Here is an 18,126-nt window from a genome sequence, read left to right on the forward strand (position 1 = left end):
AAACTGGTATTACAATTGATGTTAGCTATTCTATTAATTTTGCAATTAAATTACTGAACAATGAAAAGGATAGCCTTAATACTACTTATTGCCATAGCAACTGTAGGCGCAAGCTCTGCACAAGAGAAAAAAGAAGCGGTACATATTTATAATCCACAGGCCAATGCCCGTGCAGATATTGATGGCGCTGTAGCTAAAGCTAAAAAAGAAGGAAAACATGTGTTTTTGCAAATTGGTGGTAACTGGTGCAGCTGGTGTATTGCTTTTCATAAAATGGTTGACAATACGCCTGAATTAAAACAATTCATTAACGACAACTACGAAGTTGTTTTGGTAAACTACAGTCCTGAAAACAAAAACGAGGCTGTGCTTGCCAGCCTTAATTACCCGCAACGTTTCGGATTTCCTGTTTTTGTAATACTTGATGGTAACGGAAAATTATTGCATACCCAAAACTCTGCTTACCTGGAAACGGATGAGAAAGATGCAAATGGCAAAAAGAAAACGGGACATAGCGTAAAAGCTGTTACCGACTTCTTGAAAAACTGGACGCCAAAAGCAGTTGATCCGGAAACTTACAAACAACAAAAAGCAAAGTAATTTAACAATTACTCTTTGTCTCCATACTTAAAAAAAGCATTCACAGTAACGGGCAGTCTCCCTGTAGGAATCAGTTGATTCTTAATTACAGATGCGGCCGCCTTTTGCATGAAATCCTCTTTTTGATAGGCTACTATAAGCCCTTTGCTGTTCTCAAGACCAGGCAATGCCGATAGGTTATACGGATTGGCAAACAAAGCAAAAATTGCATTACTTAACGACATATCCTTAATAAACATCTTCAAGTCGTTACTTAAAATCATCCCGTTTCCAGGCCTGATACGAGTATCATGAATGCCAACAATTACCTGATCAAAAACATTAATGTATCTCAAAACCTTTGCAATAGCTGTAGCATTGGCGTTCCTATCCAGTGTATAGAATACAGAATTTTTATAGTAAGCCCCTAGATCACGTTGAAAATCTGTAACTCCAGGTGTACCTAAACTGATGATTACCGTTCTTCTATCCTTAGACAATTGACTAATATTTGCCTTGCCCCTTAACAGCGTCATAGAAGCATCAGCCAGCTTTTGCAAAAGCACTTTACTTTCCGGTCTGTTTACATCAGCAACCACATTTCTTTCATTAATAGAATCGCGGGCATTTAAGCCCGCCCAGTATTTAGCCGTAAGGATCTTTTTAACACTTTCGTTAATTCTATCCATGCTAATCCGGTCTTGTCTAACCGCTTTACGAACTAGTTTTATTGCTCTATCGCTATTTTCTGAAAGCTCCAGAATATCGTTACCTGCAATTACACCCATTACATCAGCTTCTCCGTCCTTAAAATATTTAACCACCCCTTTCATGCCCATAGCGTCAGAAATAATCAGTCCCTTAAAACCCAATTCCTGTTTTAAAATACCAGTAACAATGGGTTTTGATAATGTTGAAGGCATATTCGGTGTGTTGTCTAGTGCCGGAATATTCATGTGTGCAATCATAACACCTGCAGCACCCTGACGAATTAATTCTCTAAATGGATAAATCTCCAAACTATCCAAACGTGCTTTAGAAAACTTAAGCTGAGGAAGGTCGTAATGAGAATCTACATCGGTATCTCCATGTCCGGGAAAATGTTTAATACTAACCAATAGACCCCCATCCTGCATTCCCCTCATATATTCGCCAGCCTTTGTAGCTACGTTGTATTTATTTTCTCCGAAAGAACGATAGTTTATAACCGGATTTTTAGGGTTATTATTTACATCAACATCAGGTGCAAGATTCATGTGCATACCAATGCGTTTATAATCTTTAGCCACTTCCAGGCCCATTTTATATAACAGCTCTTTATCCTGAATTGCTCCTAAGGCCATTTGGTAAGGATAAGAGATAGTGCTATCTAAACGCATCCCCAGACCCCACTCTCCATCAGAAGTAATCAATAAGGGTACCCTTGATAATGACTGATATTGATTTGTTAAAATAGCTTGTCGGCCAGGTCCTCCCTGAAAAAACACCAAGCCACCAACATCTTCCTTTTTAATTACGTTGGCAATAGAGTCTTCATAAGCCTTCCCCAAATTGGTGTGTGCTCTCACAAAGAACATTTGGGCAATTTTCTCGCGTCTATTCAATTTATTGAATACAGAATCAACCCAGTGATTCTTCTCTGTTAAAGTTTGTAAATAAGATTTTTTTTGAGCCTTTGTTGACGATACTGAGATAGATAAAAGGAGGGTAGCAATAAGCAGATGTTTAACGTTCATTACGGCAATGGATTGTTTAAATTTCAAAGTTATAAAAAAAGCACCCTATTCAGGATGCTTTTTAAGGTTAAATAGGAATATTATCCTCACACACAATTAGGGATTAATTTCGTTCCTGCTCTCGTTGGTTATCTTTTTGAAGTATGAAGAAGAAAGAAATATCTCTTTCATAACTTTTTAAAGTTACATGCAATTTTTGATATTTTTGCAAAGACCTCAATTTCTTTTACTTACACTTTAAAAACCGGCCAACTTAAAAAGTGTAACCTAATGATAATGCAAATCCTTTATTCTTAATCTTATCCTGGTTTACATCATCCTTAAGAGCCTTTTGGAAGTCCATCATATATCGTGCGTTAACATTGATATTTGGTGTGATACTATATCCCAAACCAACAGCACCACCGGCCAGCGACTTACTAAAATTCTCTGTATCGGTCGATTCTCCCTCAATACCATTATTGAGTGCACCTGTCGATTTTTGTGAAAGAAGGAATGATACCTGAGGGCCTGCAAATACAGTTAGTTCCGGAGTAGCCTTATACCCTATTAATACAGGAACATCTATATAAGATACCTTGGTATCAAAATCCACCCCGTTTTCACTTAATTTAGCACCTTTTTGTATAAACATCGCTTCTGGCAAGAAGGCAAACCCTCCGCCCATAGGTAAATCGGCATAAATACCTGCCTGAAATCCGACCCTTGAGTCTGTTGAATAATCTTGGCCACCCCACTGGATTTTGCCCATATTCATCAAGTTGGCACCGGCTCTAATACCGAAGCTCATTTTGTCGTTAGCAGCCGACTGTGAAGTCTGTGCATTTGCCTTAAAAGCTAAACTGCTTACTGTTAATCCTAGTCCTATAATGAATAATTTTTTCATAATTTTCTGTTTAAAATTCACAGAGTGTATTGTAATAACCATGCCAAAGACCCCAAAACCAATCATCTAAAGGGAGGCAAACAAATAAACAAACAGCTCATTTACTGCTGTTTACAAACAAAACCAAACACTCATCAGAACCTAATGAACCCGTGCGTTGTGAGTGTCTCGGAATTGATACACTCTAATGGGATTAGCATAAACAAAAGAGCCCGACCATTAATAGTCGGGCTCTTCCGTAAAAATTGAGTATCTAATTATCCAACCGAAACAATTAGAATTTCAATCCTAATCCTACAGAGAACACCTGGTTCTTGTATTCAGGAGTTTCTTTTGATCCATTCTCGTTGTTCTTTTGGAAATCCAATGCATAACGGCCATGAATGTCTACCTTATCAGTTACATCATATCTGAATCCAATTACACCTCCAACCAGACTTTTCTTAAATCTATCCGATTTATCTTCAATAATTGTTTCTTCAGCAGTTCCAAATCCATTTTCAAATTTGTTTTTAGTTGAAGTAAGGAAAGATACCTGAGGACCAACCACTAAATTCAATCCTGAACCACCAACGTTAATACTTGCTAAAATAGGAATATCAATAAAATGAGTTGTTTGCGTAAATTCACCAAAAGGAGTCTCTGCTTTATACCCTTTTGTAGAATACAGTAACTCCGGAGTAAATGCCAATCCTTTAATCAGATTAATATCCAAAGTAATACCGGCATTGAAACCAGGATTAACTTTTGTTTTAAAATCATTATTACCGTCACCTTTAATAATGTTCGGTAAGTTTAAGCCTCCCTTAATACCCAATCTGATTGGGCTCTGTGCATTTGCTGCACCGGCTACGAATAGGCCAATGGCCAAAACAATTAATTTTTTCATTTTGTGTAGTTTTTCATGTTCATCAGAAAGAAATGTGCCAATTTTAAAAACAACGCCACTATATCCTCTTTAAACACTGTCTACCACCCATTTAAAACTTGTTACAACATCAATTTTTGCCTCTAAATATTATCTTCCAATTCGTTGGCTTCCTATTAAATTGTATCTAATTTGATACAAACAATTAAACATACACCTCTTCAAAACTATAGATCAGAAAAACAAAATAATTTCACACGACTTGCTTTTACTTTCGATAATGATTTCTTATACTTACGTTTTATTACACATTATTCCAAATATAAAGTATGAGCAAGTATATTCTATCCTTAGATCAGGGAACTACAAGTTCGAGGGCAATTGTTTTTGATAAAGAAGGAAGCATTATTTCAATTGCACAGAGAGAGTTTAAGCAAATATATCCTCAACCAGGATGGGTAGAGCATAATGCTACAGAAATTTGGTCTAGCCAGGTTGCTGTAGCAACTGAAGCGATCATAAAAGCCAGTATAACGCCTAACGACATCGCTGCCATAGGCATCACTAATCAGCGAGAAACAACGGTATTATGGGATAGAAAAACCGGAGAACCACTACACAACGCTATTGTATGGCAAGACAGACGCACGTCTGCCTACTGTGATGAGTTAAAAGCGCAAGGCCTGGCCAAAAGCGTACAGGAAAAAACAGGGCTTATTATAGATGCCTATTTCTCGGCCACAAAAATCAGATGGATACTGGAAAATGTTCCCGGAGCAAGAGAAAAAGCTGAAGCCGGAGATATCGCCTTTGGAACCATAGATTCATGGCTGATATGGAAACTAACTGATGGCAGGGTGCATGTTACTGATGTGACCAACGCATCAAGGACAATGATTTATAACATCCACACCCTTGACTGGGATCAGGAATTGCTTGATCTTTTTAATATACCACGCAACATCCTTCCCGAAGTAAAATCATCAAGCGAAGTCTATGGAGAAACCACAGGCAATGTACTTGCAGCCAAAATACCTATTGCAGGGATAGCTGGCGACCAACAAGCCGCTCTTTTTGGTCAAATGTGCACAGAAGTAGGTATGGTTAAAAACACTTATGGAACCGGATGCTTTATGTTGATGAATATTGGAGATAAACCTATAGTATCGCAAAACAACCTCGTAACTACCATTGCCTGGAAAATAAACGGAAAAGTACAATACGCATTAGAAGGAAGCATATTTATAGGGGGAGCAGTTGTACAGTGGCTAAGAGATGGGCTAGGCTTAATTGCCACATCAGCCGATGTAGAAGAACTGGCTTTAAGGGAAGCAGACACAGGTGGTGTATACCTTGTTCCTGCCTTCGCAGGTCTTGGGGCTCCACATTGGAATCAGGATGCCAGAGGTACCATTACCGGAATTACCAGAGGCACGAATGCATCTCACCTTGCCAGAGCAGCCATTGAAAGTATCGCTTTCCAAACAATGGAGGTGTTAAAGGCTATGGAAGCAGATTCAGGACTTAGAATTAAAGAGCTAAGAGTAGATGGGGGTGCAACTGCCAACGACATACTTATGCAATTTCAGGCTGACGTGCTTGAAACAACAGTAATCAGACCCCAGGTAACAGAGGTTACCGCCTTGGGAGCGGCATATCTGGCTGGCTTGGCTGTTGGCTACTGGAACAACATGGACGACATTAGCGGTCAGTGGAAAATAGATAAGAGCTTTAAAGCCGGAGAAGCGAAAAATATAGAAGAGCGTATTAAAGGATGGAATAGGGCTGTAAAGGCAGCAAAAGCGTACGCTGAAAATTAACCAAACTAGTAACATATTTAAATCTTATCAGCATGTCTGCATTTTCAGCCGAAATCCTCGGCACTATGTTTATGATTTTATTGGGCAACGGTGTTGTTGCCAATGTGGTTCTAACCGGAACTAAAGGAAACAATGGTGGCTGGATGGTAATTACCACAGCCTGGGCACTTGCCGTATTTGTAGGCGTAGTTATTGCCGGCCCATACAGCGGAGCTCACCTTAATCCAGCTGTAACAATTGGTTTGGCTATTGCAGGAAAATTTAACTGGGCAGATGCCCCGACCTATATTGCGGCTCAATTTATAGGCGCGATGCTGGGATCCTTTCTGGTCTGGCTTTTATTTAAAGATTTTTACAGAGGAACCGCAGACAAAGGAGCAAAACAGGCTACTTTTTGTACAGCACCAGCTATACCAAATACCATTTCAAATTTGATTAGTGAAATAATAGGCACTTTTGTGCTGATTTTTGTGATATTTCACTTTACAGATGCGTCATTAGGTGCAGATAAATCTCCAATTGGTTTAGGTTCCGTTGGTGCCTTGCCAGTAACCTTCCTGGTTTGGGTTATCGGATTATCTCTTGGTGGTACAACAGGATATGCCATTAATCCGGCGAGAGACCTTGGCCCTCGAATTATGCACGCCGTGCTTCCGGTTGCAGGTAAAGGTGGAAATAACTGGAATTATGCATGGATACCAGTAATCGGGCCTATTATAGGTTGTTCATTAGCCGCTTTGTTATATTTATGTATAAAAGTTTAGTTTTGCGACCGTAGGAGCACTATTTAAATTGAGGTTAAAATATTACATTAGAGTAAATTTTCTCGTGTTGACAAATTACAGATTTTTATACCTTTGTAATTGGGATAAGTCTATTCGTTAGACATACTAAACAAATATAAATTAACGCTCTATGGCCAAACACATACTATTGTCGTATGAACCAGATCCAAGTACAGCACATAATGCCGTTGGTATCATATACATATTAAAGATTCAACGCATAACCTGGTGGGGCTTAAGGAAACGTATTATCGAACATCATGCGCTAATTCCGTTTCATTCAGATGCTCAAAAGTATTTTGATGCGTGGAACGCTGACATTGGCAAGGAAATCAAATAAATCAATTAACAAAAATTCTGACTCAGTCTCCCTTTATTATTAGCGGTAATTTCTGCATAAGGAATCGGCCAGTCAAAGTTATCCAAACTTAGGTATTGCCCCATTCATCAGGCTTGCCACTGCGAGCCAGGTAAAGCGACACCCGAATCAGTTTAACATTCCTCCATTCTTCCCAATACAATTCGCGGGCACGTTCATTCATAATATCCCCAATGGTAACAGCCCCATGATATATATATAAGTTCAGGTGAAACAAACAAGTTAGAGGAACAGATATTCTTATCGAAGCGAAGATGTCGAAAAACAATAATATCAAAAAATGCAAATAATAACAACTTTTGAACAGTAAGGATTTGTCATGGACCTATATTTTTGTGCTCAACCAATTATAAACATTGAATCGATTTACTTATGATATGTAAACAATTTAACCTTGTTTGGAGAAACTATCTGAAATATAATCCTGATAAAGCCATAATAGCATTCGTTTTATTGATAAACTTTTTAGGGAGCAACTGTTCGGCAATTGCACAAGGCAAAGATTACCCGTCGATAACAGCAGAAAAAAATGGTACTCCAAACCTTTTTTCACCGGATCCGATAATCGACTATACCTGGAGTGATCCAAAGGCAAGTGACGGTATGGAAACTTATCAGTTGTCTCCAAAAAGTTGGACAGTCTCTAATACCAGGAACTTTAATATGTCCGATTTCAAACTGAATCATAGCATCATAGTAAACGGCGAGGGCGATATTCGTTTTGATTTCGGACAGAACAATGCCGGTTGGTTAGAATTTGACAGCCCAGACCAAATTGGGAGTGTAGAAATGAGCATTAGTGAATACAATGAAACACCTGATTACCCAGCAAATTACCCAACAAAGACTGCTCGTCCAAAAAAGTATGGAAATACCTATCGGCTTGAATTGAATCCTGAATTATATGAAGGAGTAAGATTTGGCTGGATACATGTCCGGTCATTCTCAAAAACCTGGAGAATTACCTCAGTACGACTTATTTGTCAAACCAAACCGGTTAACTATAAGGGACGTTTCTCATGTAGTGACACAACACTTACACGCATATGGTATACGGGTGCATACACGGTAAAGCTAAACCTACTTAAGGATTATCTGGGCGCGATTTTAATGAATCGCGGCGATAGATTTTCCTGGACAGGGGATGCGCATCCTGCTCAGGCAGCTTCTATGGTTGCCTTCGGGAATTTCGACTTTATCAAGAAGAATATTGAATATACTTCTACTCAGAGTAACGGCATCAGGAGTTATGCGCTTTACTGGGTTCTGAGCCTGATAGATTATTATAGGTATACTGGTGATACCGAAACATTGAACAATTATATTGCCAACGTGTGTGTAAAACTGGATGATGCCTACAAGGTTTACGGAACCGATCCAAATCTGGAGTTTTTCGGCTGGGATGAACGTTTGGGATCAGGATTTGAGCACCCCAATCTTCCCGAGCCACAAAATGCCTACAAAATGCTTTCCATACGCGCATGGAATGAATTTTCCGAAGCCATGGCTACGTGTGGACGCAAAGATCTTCAGGAAAAATATCGTGGATATGCAACTGAAAAAATCCTTGAATTGAAGAAAACTCATGAATGGTATCATTCCTTTGGTCTCCATGCCGGAGCAGATGCCATTACAACCAATCTTTTGAACGATAAAGAAAAAAAAGCGATATATAATAGAAATTTTACTGACAGGGTAAATCGGGTTTCGTATTCTCCGTTCAATCAATATTTTGTTATCCAGGCATTTGCGAGGATGAATAAATATGACGAGGCTTTAAGTTCCATACGTGATCTTTGGGGAGGTCAGTTAAGATACGGGGGCACCACATTTTTTGAAGACTACCGTCCATCATGGAACTCAGTAATCAGTACCAATGGTCCGGTGCCCAACAACCAGTGTGGTTTTACCAGCCTTTGCCACCCATGGGGTGCAGGAGTTACAAAATGGCTTAGCGAAGAAGTGCTCGGCATAAAGCCGACTGCTCCCGGCTTTACTACATTTGACATACTACCCCACCTTGGCCGAACGTTGACAGATGTCTCAGGAAGAACTCCAACCCCACTCGGCGATATCAGCGCAAATTTTGATATTTTAACTGGGCTATCTGTCATATCCACCCCTGCCGGCAGCATCGGAAGAATTGGCATTCCAAAAGCTGAAAAAAAAATTAGTCGCATCACGATCAATGGCAAATTGGCCTGGGATGGGAAATATCATTCAGTATCGGGCGTTTCCGCTGCGAGAGAGGATACGCATTTTTTGTACTTTACCGGTGTACGCCATGGCACATATAAAATTGTCACAACCTATTTAGGTAACACACCAAAATATCCTGAACCTATTGAACAATATCCTGCAAAGTTCATGGGTATGGATACAACCACGAGCGGAAATTGGGGTAAGATCTTTGGAAAAGACGGCTATGTCCTTTGCAATTATAATGGAGCTGGAGTCGATAAAAGAGCGCTTCCCAGCTATGTTTCCGCTGTTTCTTATTACAAAGTCAAGGGTAACGGCGAACCGCTCAATACAGTATGGGAACCTAAGACCAATGACCAGCGGGCGTTAGCTCCAGATGCAGGAAACGGAACACCCAGAACTGCCTCCTGTCTCTACAGTGCAGACGCTGATCAGATCGGGTACACTTTCACCTGTACCATTGACATCAAAGGCGTAAAAAACCATCAGGTATCGCTCTACTTTGTCGACTGGGATAAAAAGCGCAGAAAAATTTCGGTGGAGATGTTCGACGCAGCAACATCAAACCTAATCGCCCCGGTAAAAATAGTTGAAAATTCCATCGGTGGAACCTACCTGAAGTTTGCTTACAATAAATCCGTGAAATTCAGGATCAATATGGTTAGGGGCGATAATGCAGTATTGAACGGAATATTTTTTGATCCTGTATCAAGTAACAAACCTATCAGGCAAGAAAGGAGTGGCTATTGAAATATGGACTATTTATAGCCTGGGTTTGTTTTATAGATATCATTTGCCGAACCAGGTATAAATTAAAGCAAATAGGGCTGCTCGACATCGAACAACCCTATGAGTTTAAAAATTCATTTGCATCTTGCGGAGAGTGAGAGATTCGAACTCTCGATACCCTTTTGAGGTATACACACTTTCCAGGCGTGCTCCTTCAACCACTCGGACAACTCTCCTTTTTTCAGGATTGCAAAAGTAGTATTTTTTTTCCTGTTACTGAATATTAATCAATAACAGTGATTTTTAACATATTTGTTTTGCCTTTCTGTTCCATTGGAATAGCAGCAGTGTTAATAATCACGTCTCCTTTTTTAACCATTTTGTATTCCTTAAGCAGGCTGTTTACATCTTGAATGGTCTCATCAGTACTTTCAAATTTATCGTAATAAAAACCTTGAACACCCCATAAAAGGCTCAAAGTATTTAATAGAGATCTGTTACTGGTAAAGATATAAGTTAATGCCTTAGGTCTGTGGCTTGAAATTTCAAATGCAGTATATCCGCTCACGGTCATAGAAACGATACCAACTGCGTTTGTTTGCTTAGACAGGAAACAAGCAGTATCGCAAACTGCATCGCTTAAAAAGCTCTCAGATTTTGGTTTAAGGAACTTTTCAGGGTGGAATGGATAGTTATTAGTTTCGATATTCTGAATGATCTTCTGCATAGTCTCAATAACGATAAGCGGAAACTCACCTACTGAGGTCTCGCCACTTAGCATTACTGCATCAGCACCATCAAGAACAGAGTTAGCAACATCATTAACCTCAGCACGGGTTGGCCTAGGTGTAGTAATCATACTTTCCAACATTTGGGTAGCAATAATTACCGGTTTCGAAGCAGCTCTGCACTTTTGTACAATCATTTTTTGTAACAAAGGAACTTCTTCCATTGGCATTTCAACTCCCAGGTCACCACGGGCAACCATGATACCATCAGAAACAGCAATGATTTCATCGATATTAGCGATTGCCTCGGGTTTTTCGATTTTAGCGATTACACGGGCAGTTTTACCTCTTTGCTTGATGATGTCTTTTAATTCAATAATGTCTTCAGCATTACGAACAAATGAAAGTCCAATCCATTCTACATCGTTTTCGAGAACAAACTCAAGGTTTTTTCTGTCTTCAACTGTAAGAGAAGGAATAGAAACTTTTGTATTAGGTAAATTCACACCTTTTCTTGAGGTAAGAATACCACCGTGAACTATTTCGCAAAGAACTTCGTCTTTAAGGTTAGTTTCGATAACACGCATTTGCAGCTTACCATCATCTAAAAGGATGATTTCGCCAGCTTTTACATCTTTTGGAAAAGTATCGTAAGTGATGTAAATCCGTTCTTCATTTCCTATGCATTCTTGCGTAGTAATGATGGTACGGTTTCCATTAACTAAGTTGATACCACCATCCTTAACCATACCAATCCTAATTTTAGGCCCTTGTAAATCGGCAAGGATACCTACATTATAATTGTATTTTTCATTGATATTACGAATGGTATCCAATACTTCCTGATGATCTGCCTGAGAACCGTGAGAAAAATTTAAACGGCAAACGTCTAATCCGGCGTTAAACATACTGTATAAAACTTCCGGTTTAGCTGAAGCAGGGCCCAGGGTGGCCACAATTTTTGTTCTGGAATGAAATGGTTTCATTTAGTTACTTAAATTTATTATTGACGCGCAAATCGATGATTTTTCACATAAAAAACCCATGCTCGTCTGATTATTAATGTTATTTGTCTGATAATGTAAGTTCAAATATAGTGTATTTAATACACCTACAATATAAAATTTACATTATCAAATTTTCCCTCGACTTCAATTTGCGCGGATCTATCTGCGCAGCTACCTGAATATCAGGTAGTTTATTCAATCCGTTGATTATAAAATTAAGATCTTCTTTATCAATGTACTGATGAATAATCATAAAAAAATCTACTTTATTCATTTCAGGAATTAAAAACCCTTCGGCATTTCGGTTGTTAAGGATATAATATTCAATTTCACCTTGTTCAACGTAAAAATAATACTTTGAAAACGGTAATGGGTCTTCATCAATATTAAAGTAAACCTCGTGATCCTCAACCTTTTCAAAATTAAAATTAAGACTAGTATTTACTTTATGACAAAGCATATAATCCTTTAGCGATGCAGTAATGGCAATTAGTACAAAATCGAGGTCTAATGATAGTTTTAAATAAGTTTTGTTCAAAACGCAGTATATTTACGGGATTACGAAATTATAAAACTAATTTTACTTTAATGTTCGAAATAAAAACATTAAAATTGATAGAGAAATAAAAACATTTGAAATGTGTAAGAATTTATTTTTCTTTGCACTGAATTATTTAACCATTAAATTATAACATTATGTCTGATATTGCTTCAAGAGTTAAGGCTATTATCGTTGAAAAATTAGGTGTGGATGAAAGCGAAGTTACACCAGAGGCTTCTTTCACTAACGATTTAGGTGCGGATTCTTTAGATACAGTAGAACTTATTATGGAGTTTGAAAAAGAATTCAATGTAGCAATCCCTGATGATCAGGCTGAGACCATTGGTACAGTTGGTCAAGCAATTGCTTACTTAGAAAAAAACGTTAAGTAAAATACGGTCTCCGTATAATCCGTATAAATGGAAGTAAAAAGAGTAGTAGTTACAGGGTTGGGTGCGCTCACTCCTATTGGCAGTACAATCCCGGAATTCTGGGATGGCCTGTTAAATGGGGTGAGTGGCGCTGGCCCCATTACAGGTTTTGACACCTCAAAGTTCAAAACCAAATTTGCATGTGAGCTTAAAAACTTCAATCCAGAAGATTTTTTGGACAAAAAGGAAGCGCGCAAGCTAGATCCATTTGTTCAATATGCTTTAGTAGCCACAGATGAAGCTGTAAAGGATGGTAATTTCGATTTTTCACAAATCGACACCAACCGTGTTGGCGTAATTTGGGGCTCAGGCATTGGCGGCTTTAAAACATTTCAGGATGAAATGAAGAACTTCTTTTTAGGCGATGGTACTCCGCGCATGAATCCGTTCTTTATTCCGAAAGTAATAATTGACATTGTTCCTGGCCATATTTCTATAAAATATGGACTTAGGGGGCCTAATTTTGCTACAGTTTCTGCATGTGCTTCATCTACAAATGCAATGATCGATGCGTACAATTATATTCGTTTGAATATGTGCGATATCGTGATTAGCGGTGGATCTGAGGCAATCATTAACGAAGCAGGTATTGGTGGTTTTAATGCAATGCATGCCTTATCGACCAGAAATGATGATCCTCAAACAGCTTCAAGACCGTTTGATAAAGACCGGGATGGCTTTGTTGCCGGCGAAGGTGCAGGAACCATTATTTTGGAAGAACTGGAACATGCTAAGAAAAGAGGTGCTAAGATCTATGCCGAATTAGTTGGGGGTGGAATGAGTGCAGATGCTAACCATATTACAGCTCCACATCCGCAAGGACTAGGCGCAAAAATGGTAATGACAAACGCGCTTAAAGATGCTGGTTTAACTACTGCGGATATTGATTACATTAATGTTCATGGAACCTCAACTCCTTTGGGAGACATTTCTGAGACTAAAGCTATCGTTGATTTATTTGGAGAAGATGCTTATAAATTAAACATCAGCTCTACAAAATCTATGACAGGACATTTATTAGGTGCTGCAGGTGCCATAGAAGCAATTGCATCTATCCTTGCAGTAAAAAATGACATAGTACCTCCTACTATTAATCACTTTACTGATGACCCTGCGTTTGATCCGAAATTAAATTTCACATTTAATGTGGCACAAAAGAGACCTATCCGCGCTGCTTTAAGTAATACTTTTGGCTTCGGAGGTCACAATGCTTCTGTGATTTTTAAAAAATACGAAGAATAAAAAGCACTTTGCGGAGGCTATTGTTAGCCTCCTTTAATTTTGCAATAATTAATGCCATTATTTGACCTGTATAAGCTTTATCTATCATCCGATAAAGACTTTATAAAAAAGTTGAACAACATTTTAGGCTTTGTGCCTGGAAATACTGTTTTGTATAAAATGGCGTTCAGGCATAGGTCTGTGGCAAAAATCCTAAAAAACGGTAGTAGGAGTAGTAATGAACGTTTAGAATTTCTAGGCGATGCTATTTTAGGCTCTGTAATTGCCGAATTACTGTTTAAAAGCTATCCTTATAAAGAAGAAGGCTTTTTAACGGAAATGCGTTCAAAAATTGTGAATCGTGCCAACCTTAATCAGCTTGCCAGAAAAATGGGCTTTGATCAATTGATCGTTTTTGATCAAAAAGCTGTAAATATCCAAACCAAACATCATTCTATGCTGGGAGATGCATTTGAAGCGCTTGTAGGCGCCGTGTATCTTGATAAAGGCTATAATTTCACCAAAGACTTCCTACTTAAAAGAATAGTGAAACCGTACATCGATATTCACACCCTGGAGCTCACTGAAACTAATTTCAAGAGTAAATTGATTGAATGGTGCCAGCGTCATGGAAAAGATATATCTTTTGATATGGTTCAAAATAGCGAAGGCGAAAGCACAAAGTTATTTACAATACAGGCAGTTATTGAGGGTGAAAGCTTCGGTACGGGCAGGGATTACAATAAAAAGAATGCCGAAAAGCTTGCGGCAGAAAAAGCCTGCGAGGCCCTTTCTATTTAGAATTTTAGCTTATTTTTTTAAGGTGTCTGTATACGATTTATAAGACTCTTTTATGTATTTGACCGCGTCGTATTCTGTCCAGTTTTTGGCTTTCTCGTATTCTGGTCTATAATCAAGCATGTATTTTTCCAATGCTTCTCCTTTTAAATCGGTATTGTTCTGAATGATAACTTCATTAAAGAATCCATCGATTAAAGACTGTTGCATCTCCGTTTCATAATAACGTCCAAATCTTCTTGCATTTTTTGGCGTCCGGCCTAACAATTCATAAACAGCAGTAAGCGGTTTAAAAAGAAATGACAAAAGTGGAGGCTTTCCCTGATAGAATGAGCCTTTATTTTTAAAATCCCTCTTTATATCGTTCAATTCCTGTTTTTTGCTTTGCCCCGTAATGTTAACCTCTCTAAGCGTTCTTCCCCTATCTAAATAAACAATGAGGTCTTTACCCGCAGGCACAACAGCCTCGGCATCCGAATATTCAATTTTAATTACTAAAAGCGTATCGCCCTGTACGGCTCTGATCTGGAACAAACCAAAGTCGCTGCTTAAAACTGATAATCCTGTTCTTTTATTTATAATTTGTGCGGCTGCAACACGTGTAGAGGCTCCTTTTTCCATTACTGCTCCCTTAAGAACAAACTCTTGCTGAGCTGAAACAGAGGATATGGATGTCACAAAGAACAATAGGAATACTAAAATATTTAAATAACCAGGCCTTATCATCTAACGAATATTTTTTGTAAACTTAACCATTGTTTGCCAATGAACTAAGTTAAAAAAAGTTAAATGAGTTTGAAAAGGCAATAAATTATATCTTTGCACATGATAAAATCAATGACAGGGTATGGCCTGGCCTCTACTGACCACGAAAACGTAAAGTTTGCAGTAGAGATAAAATCTTTAAACAGTAAGTTCCTGGAACTGAATTTAAAACTACCCAGGGCTTTCTCGGATAAGGAGTTATTGCTGCGTAATATCTGCAGCAAAGAAATTGAACGTGGAAAAGTAAGCGTTTCTATAAACATAGAACGCAGTGAAGAAAACTTAAAAGGTGCAACTATTAATGCTGCCTTATTGAGCAAGTATTACAAACAGCTTGAAGAAATCAATATCCAGTTAGGGGCCAATTCTAACAACCTTTTACAGGCGGTTCTTAATTTCCCTGAGGTAATCAGTTATTCTGACGAAGATGTTAATGAAAATGACTGGGACATTTTAAACAATACGTTTATTAAGGCCCTTGAAAGTTTTAATCAATTCAGACTTGCCGAGGGTGTTGTTTTAAAGACTGATCTTGAATTGAGGATTAAAAATATTCTTCAGTTCTTTTCCGAAATTGAAGTTTTGGAACCGCTTAGAATTCCTCAGATCAGAAGCAGATTAAATCAGTTTCTTGAAGATAATGTGGGAAAGATAAACGTAGATCAGAACCGTTTAGAGCAAGAGTTAATTTATTATATTGATAAACTTGATATTACCGAAGAAAAGATTCGCCTAAGAAGTCATTGTGATTACTTTATTGAAACCTTAAAAAGCAAAGACGCAAATGGGAAAAAACTTGGTTTTATTTCTCAGGAAATAGGTAGAGAGATCAATACCATGGGTGCAAAGGCTAACGATGCGCAAATACAGCAGTTGGTTGTGGGTATGAAGGAAGAGCTCGAAAAAATAAAGGAACAACTATTAAATGTTTTGTAAGCCATTGGCTGAAAAACAACAACACAAAAATGAAACAAGGTAAACTTATCATATTTTCTGCACCATCGGGAGCCGGAAAAACAACAATTGTAAAACACTTACTTAAAAAATTTCCTTCACTAAGTTTTTCTATCTCTGCAACAACACGCCAGTTACGTGGAGATGAGAGAAATGACAAGGATTATTATTTTATCTCTAAAGAAGATTTTCTGCACAAAGTTGCTCATCAGGAATTTGTAGAATTTGAAGAAGTTTATAACGGTACTTTTTATGGCACTTTAAGGTCTGAAATTGAACGCATCTGGAATGATGGCAAACATGTGATATTTGACATTGATGTAGAGGGTGGATTGCGCCTAAAGCGCAAGTATGAAGATGATGCCTTAGCTATCTTTGTTCAACCGCCTTCTTTACAAGTGCTAAAAGAACGTTTGAGCGGCCGGGGTACTGATAGCGCCGAAAAACTACAGGAACGTTTTATAAAGGCTGAAAAAGAGCTTGGCTATGCAGATAAATTTGATGTTATCTTAAAAAACTACGAATTAGATACCGCATGTGCCGAAGCTGAAAAACTTGTTGGAGATTTTATCAATAGCTAAATCATGAAAACAGGGTTATTCTTTGGTTCATTTAACCCCATACATACCGGACATCTGGTAATTGCTAATTATATGGCAAGCTTTACGGGGCTAAAGGAAGTTTGGTTAGTGGTTTCGCCTCATAACCCACTGAAGAATAAAAACGGTCTGACTAATATGTATGACCGATTGGAGATGGCCAAGCTAGCGACCGAAAACTCAGAAAAAATCAGGGTTAGCGACATCGAATTTGCCCTTCCGCAACCTTCTTATACCATTGATACGTTGACTTATTTACAGGAAAAGTATCCTGGGAAAGAATTTGTATTAATAATGGGAGCAGATAATTTGGTTTCCCTTAAAAAATGGAAAAATTACGAGGTTCTTTTAAAGAACTATCAAATATATGTATATCCCAGACCTGGTATAGATATTGGTGAATGGGAAAATCACCCTTCAATTGTTATTACTGAAACTCCACAGATGGATATTTCATCTACTTTTATTCGCAAGGGGATTAAAGAGGGCAAAAATGTTCAATATTTTACCCCCGACAATGTTCTTGCTTTTATAGAAAGCAAAAATATGTATCGTTAAACCTGACGGTACAGCAAAAAGATTGTAGGCTTTTTATGCAAATCTATTCGTTCTTTCCTCCACAATGCAATTGGCATTGTTTTAATGTATTCTTCATCTGATGTAATATTGCTGGCAACACTAAGTAATGTTGGCGGTTGGCAACTCTTTAATACATCTTCAAATAAATGATTATTCCTGAAAGGCGTCTCTATAAAAATTTGGGTCTGTTTATTTTTATCTGCTAATTGTTCCAGTTCTTTAATTTTCTTCCCTCTTTCTACTTTATCAATTGGTAAATAGCCATGGAAAGTAAAACTTTGTCCGTTAAAGCCAGAGGCCATTAATGCCAGTAAAATAGAACTTGGACCAACAAGAGGAACTACTTTAATACCTCTTTTATGTGCTTCTGCAACTATATCAGCTCCCGGATCTGCAACACCAGGACACCCGGCTTCGCTCATTAAACCAACGTCTTTCCCTGTCATTAGTTCCTTAAAATATGGGACAAAGGAGTCGTTGCGTTTATGTTTACCATAATCATGAATTACAAGATCACTC

At 38.2% G+C, this 18,126-nt stretch carries 19 protein-coding genes and 1 tRNA gene; 11 read left to right on the top strand and 9 right to left on the bottom strand.

Features of this window, described 5'->3' with window-relative positions; translation table 11 throughout:
- Positions 1–60: 60 nt before the first annotated feature.
- Positions 61–600 carry a thioredoxin family protein gene (locus AC1DG9_RS07445; protein ID WP_172662235.1) on the top strand — a complete coding sequence of 180 codons (540 nt, stop codon included), beginning with the start codon at positions 61–63 and terminating at the stop codon, positions 598–600.
- A gap of 8 nt (positions 601–608) precedes the next feature.
- Here AC1DG9_RS07445 and AC1DG9_RS07450 read toward each other — a convergent pair whose 3' ends face one another.
- From AC1DG9_RS07450 to AC1DG9_RS07460, 3 genes are all read right to left on the bottom strand, one after another.
- On the bottom strand, positions 609–2,315 hold the full coding sequence (locus AC1DG9_RS07450) for a glycoside hydrolase family 3 protein (RefSeq protein ID WP_288884306.1): 1,707 nt from the start codon (positions 2,313–2,315) through the stop codon (positions 609–611).
- Between the two features lie 253 nt (positions 2,316–2,568).
- On the bottom strand, positions 2,569–3,201 hold the full coding sequence (locus AC1DG9_RS07455; RefSeq protein WP_172662237.1) for a porin family protein: 633 nt from the start codon (positions 3,199–3,201) through the stop codon (positions 2,569–2,571).
- A 274-nt stretch (positions 3,202–3,475) separates the two neighbouring features.
- Positions 3,476–4,090 (bottom strand): porin family protein, encoded by a 615-nt coding sequence (locus AC1DG9_RS07460; RefSeq protein ID WP_172662238.1) that lies wholly within the window; start codon positions 4,088–4,090, stop codon positions 3,476–3,478.
- Positions 4,091–4,398: 308 nt separating this feature from the next.
- Here AC1DG9_RS07460 and glpK point away from each other — a divergent pair, with 308 nt between their 5' ends.
- The 3 genes from glpK to AC1DG9_RS07475 all read left to right on the top strand — a co-directional run bounded on the left by glpK (position 4,399) and on the right by AC1DG9_RS07475 (position 7,014).
- Positions 4,399–5,889, top strand: a complete 1,491-nt coding sequence (gene glpK / locus AC1DG9_RS07465) for a glycerol kinase GlpK (RefSeq protein ID WP_172662239.1) — start codon at positions 4,399–4,401, stop codon at positions 5,887–5,889.
- 32 nt (positions 5,890–5,921) lie between these two features.
- The gene (locus AC1DG9_RS07470) at positions 5,922–6,653 is read left to right on the top strand and encodes an MIP/aquaporin family protein (protein ID WP_172662240.1); all 732 of its coding nucleotides are present in this window, start codon (positions 5,922–5,924) and stop codon (positions 6,651–6,653) included.
- Positions 6,654–6,804: 151 nt separating this feature from the next.
- Entirely contained in the window at positions 6,805–7,014 is a 210-nt protein-coding gene (locus tag AC1DG9_RS07475; RefSeq protein WP_172662241.1) for a hypothetical protein, read from the top strand.
- An 88-nt stretch (positions 7,015–7,102) separates the two neighbouring features.
- On the opposite strand, the gene AC1DG9_RS07480 is transcribed toward AC1DG9_RS07475, so the two are convergent.
- Positions 7,103–7,270, bottom strand: coding sequence for a hypothetical protein (locus AC1DG9_RS07480; protein WP_477621950.1), 168 nt, complete (start codon positions 7,268–7,270; stop codon positions 7,103–7,105).
- Positions 7,271–7,425: 155 nt separating this feature from the next.
- Between AC1DG9_RS07480 and AC1DG9_RS07485 the strand changes: the two genes are divergently transcribed.
- The gene (locus AC1DG9_RS07485) at positions 7,426–10,005 is read left to right on the top strand and encodes a hypothetical protein (protein WP_288883826.1); all 2,580 of its coding nucleotides are present in this window, start codon (positions 7,426–7,428) and stop codon (positions 10,003–10,005) included.
- Positions 10,006–10,132: 127 nt separating this feature from the next.
- Here the strand turns inward: AC1DG9_RS07485 and AC1DG9_RS07490 are convergent.
- The 3 genes from AC1DG9_RS07490 to AC1DG9_RS07500 all read right to left on the bottom strand — a co-directional run bounded on the left by AC1DG9_RS07490 (position 10,133) and on the right by AC1DG9_RS07500 (position 12,257).
- Positions 10,133–10,220 (bottom strand) — tRNA-Ser (locus AC1DG9_RS07490).
- 47 nt (positions 10,221–10,267) lie between these two features.
- Positions 10,268–11,698 carry a pyruvate kinase gene (gene pyk / locus AC1DG9_RS07495; RefSeq protein WP_172662243.1) on the bottom strand — a complete coding sequence of 477 codons (1,431 nt, stop codon included), beginning with the start codon at positions 11,696–11,698 and terminating at the stop codon, positions 10,268–10,270.
- Between the two features lie 139 nt (positions 11,699–11,837).
- Complete coding sequence (locus AC1DG9_RS07500) at positions 11,838–12,257, bottom strand: IPExxxVDY family protein (RefSeq protein WP_048908234.1); 420 nt, start codon at positions 12,255–12,257, stop codon at positions 11,838–11,840.
- 158 nt (positions 12,258–12,415) lie between these two features.
- Here AC1DG9_RS07500 and AC1DG9_RS07505 point away from each other — a divergent pair, with 158 nt between their 5' ends.
- Genes AC1DG9_RS07505 through rnc form a run of 3 tightly spaced genes read left to right on the top strand, consistent with a single transcriptional unit; the run spans position 12,416 to position 14,713 of the window.
- On the top strand, positions 12,416–12,652 hold the full coding sequence (locus tag AC1DG9_RS07505) for an acyl carrier protein (RefSeq protein WP_008508386.1): 237 nt from the start codon (positions 12,416–12,418) through the stop codon (positions 12,650–12,652).
- A gap of 27 nt (positions 12,653–12,679) precedes the next feature.
- Complete coding sequence (gene fabF / locus AC1DG9_RS07510; RefSeq protein WP_048908233.1) at positions 12,680–13,933, top strand: beta-ketoacyl-ACP synthase II; 1,254 nt, start codon at positions 12,680–12,682, stop codon at positions 13,931–13,933.
- A gap of 51 nt (positions 13,934–13,984) precedes the next feature.
- Positions 13,985–14,713: a ribonuclease III gene (rnc, locus tag AC1DG9_RS07515; RefSeq protein WP_172662244.1), complete on the top strand. Its 729-nt coding sequence runs from the start codon at positions 13,985–13,987 to the stop codon at positions 14,711–14,713.
- A gap of 9 nt (positions 14,714–14,722) precedes the next feature.
- Here rnc and AC1DG9_RS07520 read toward each other — a convergent pair whose 3' ends face one another.
- Positions 14,723–15,388 (bottom strand): hypothetical protein, encoded by a 666-nt coding sequence (locus AC1DG9_RS07520; RefSeq protein WP_246269683.1) that lies wholly within the window; start codon positions 15,386–15,388, stop codon positions 14,723–14,725.
- Between the two features lie 159 nt (positions 15,389–15,547).
- Between AC1DG9_RS07520 and AC1DG9_RS07525 the strand changes: the two genes are divergently transcribed.
- Genes AC1DG9_RS07525 through nadD form a run of 3 tightly spaced genes read left to right on the top strand, consistent with a single transcriptional unit; the run spans position 15,548 to position 17,586 of the window.
- Entirely contained in the window at positions 15,548–16,411 is an 864-nt protein-coding gene (locus AC1DG9_RS07525) for a YicC/YloC family endoribonuclease (protein ID WP_172662430.1), read from the top strand.
- Positions 16,412–16,440: 29 nt separating this feature from the next.
- Positions 16,441–17,010, top strand: coding sequence for a guanylate kinase (gmk, locus tag AC1DG9_RS07530; RefSeq protein ID WP_172662246.1), 570 nt, complete (start codon positions 16,441–16,443; stop codon positions 17,008–17,010).
- A 3-nt stretch (positions 17,011–17,013) separates the two neighbouring features.
- Positions 17,014–17,586: a nicotinate (nicotinamide) nucleotide adenylyltransferase gene (gene nadD, locus AC1DG9_RS07535; RefSeq protein ID WP_172662247.1), complete on the top strand. Its 573-nt coding sequence runs from the start codon at positions 17,014–17,016 to the stop codon at positions 17,584–17,586.
- Here the strand turns inward: nadD and AC1DG9_RS07540 are convergent.
- Positions 17,583–18,126, bottom strand: a 544-nt coding sequence (locus tag AC1DG9_RS07540) for an SAM-dependent methyltransferase (protein ID WP_477634472.1), incomplete at its 5' end; no start/stop codon positions are given. The genes nadD and AC1DG9_RS07540 overlap by 4 nt on opposite strands.

The organism is Pedobacter sp. 05L430, assembly GCF_056397585.1.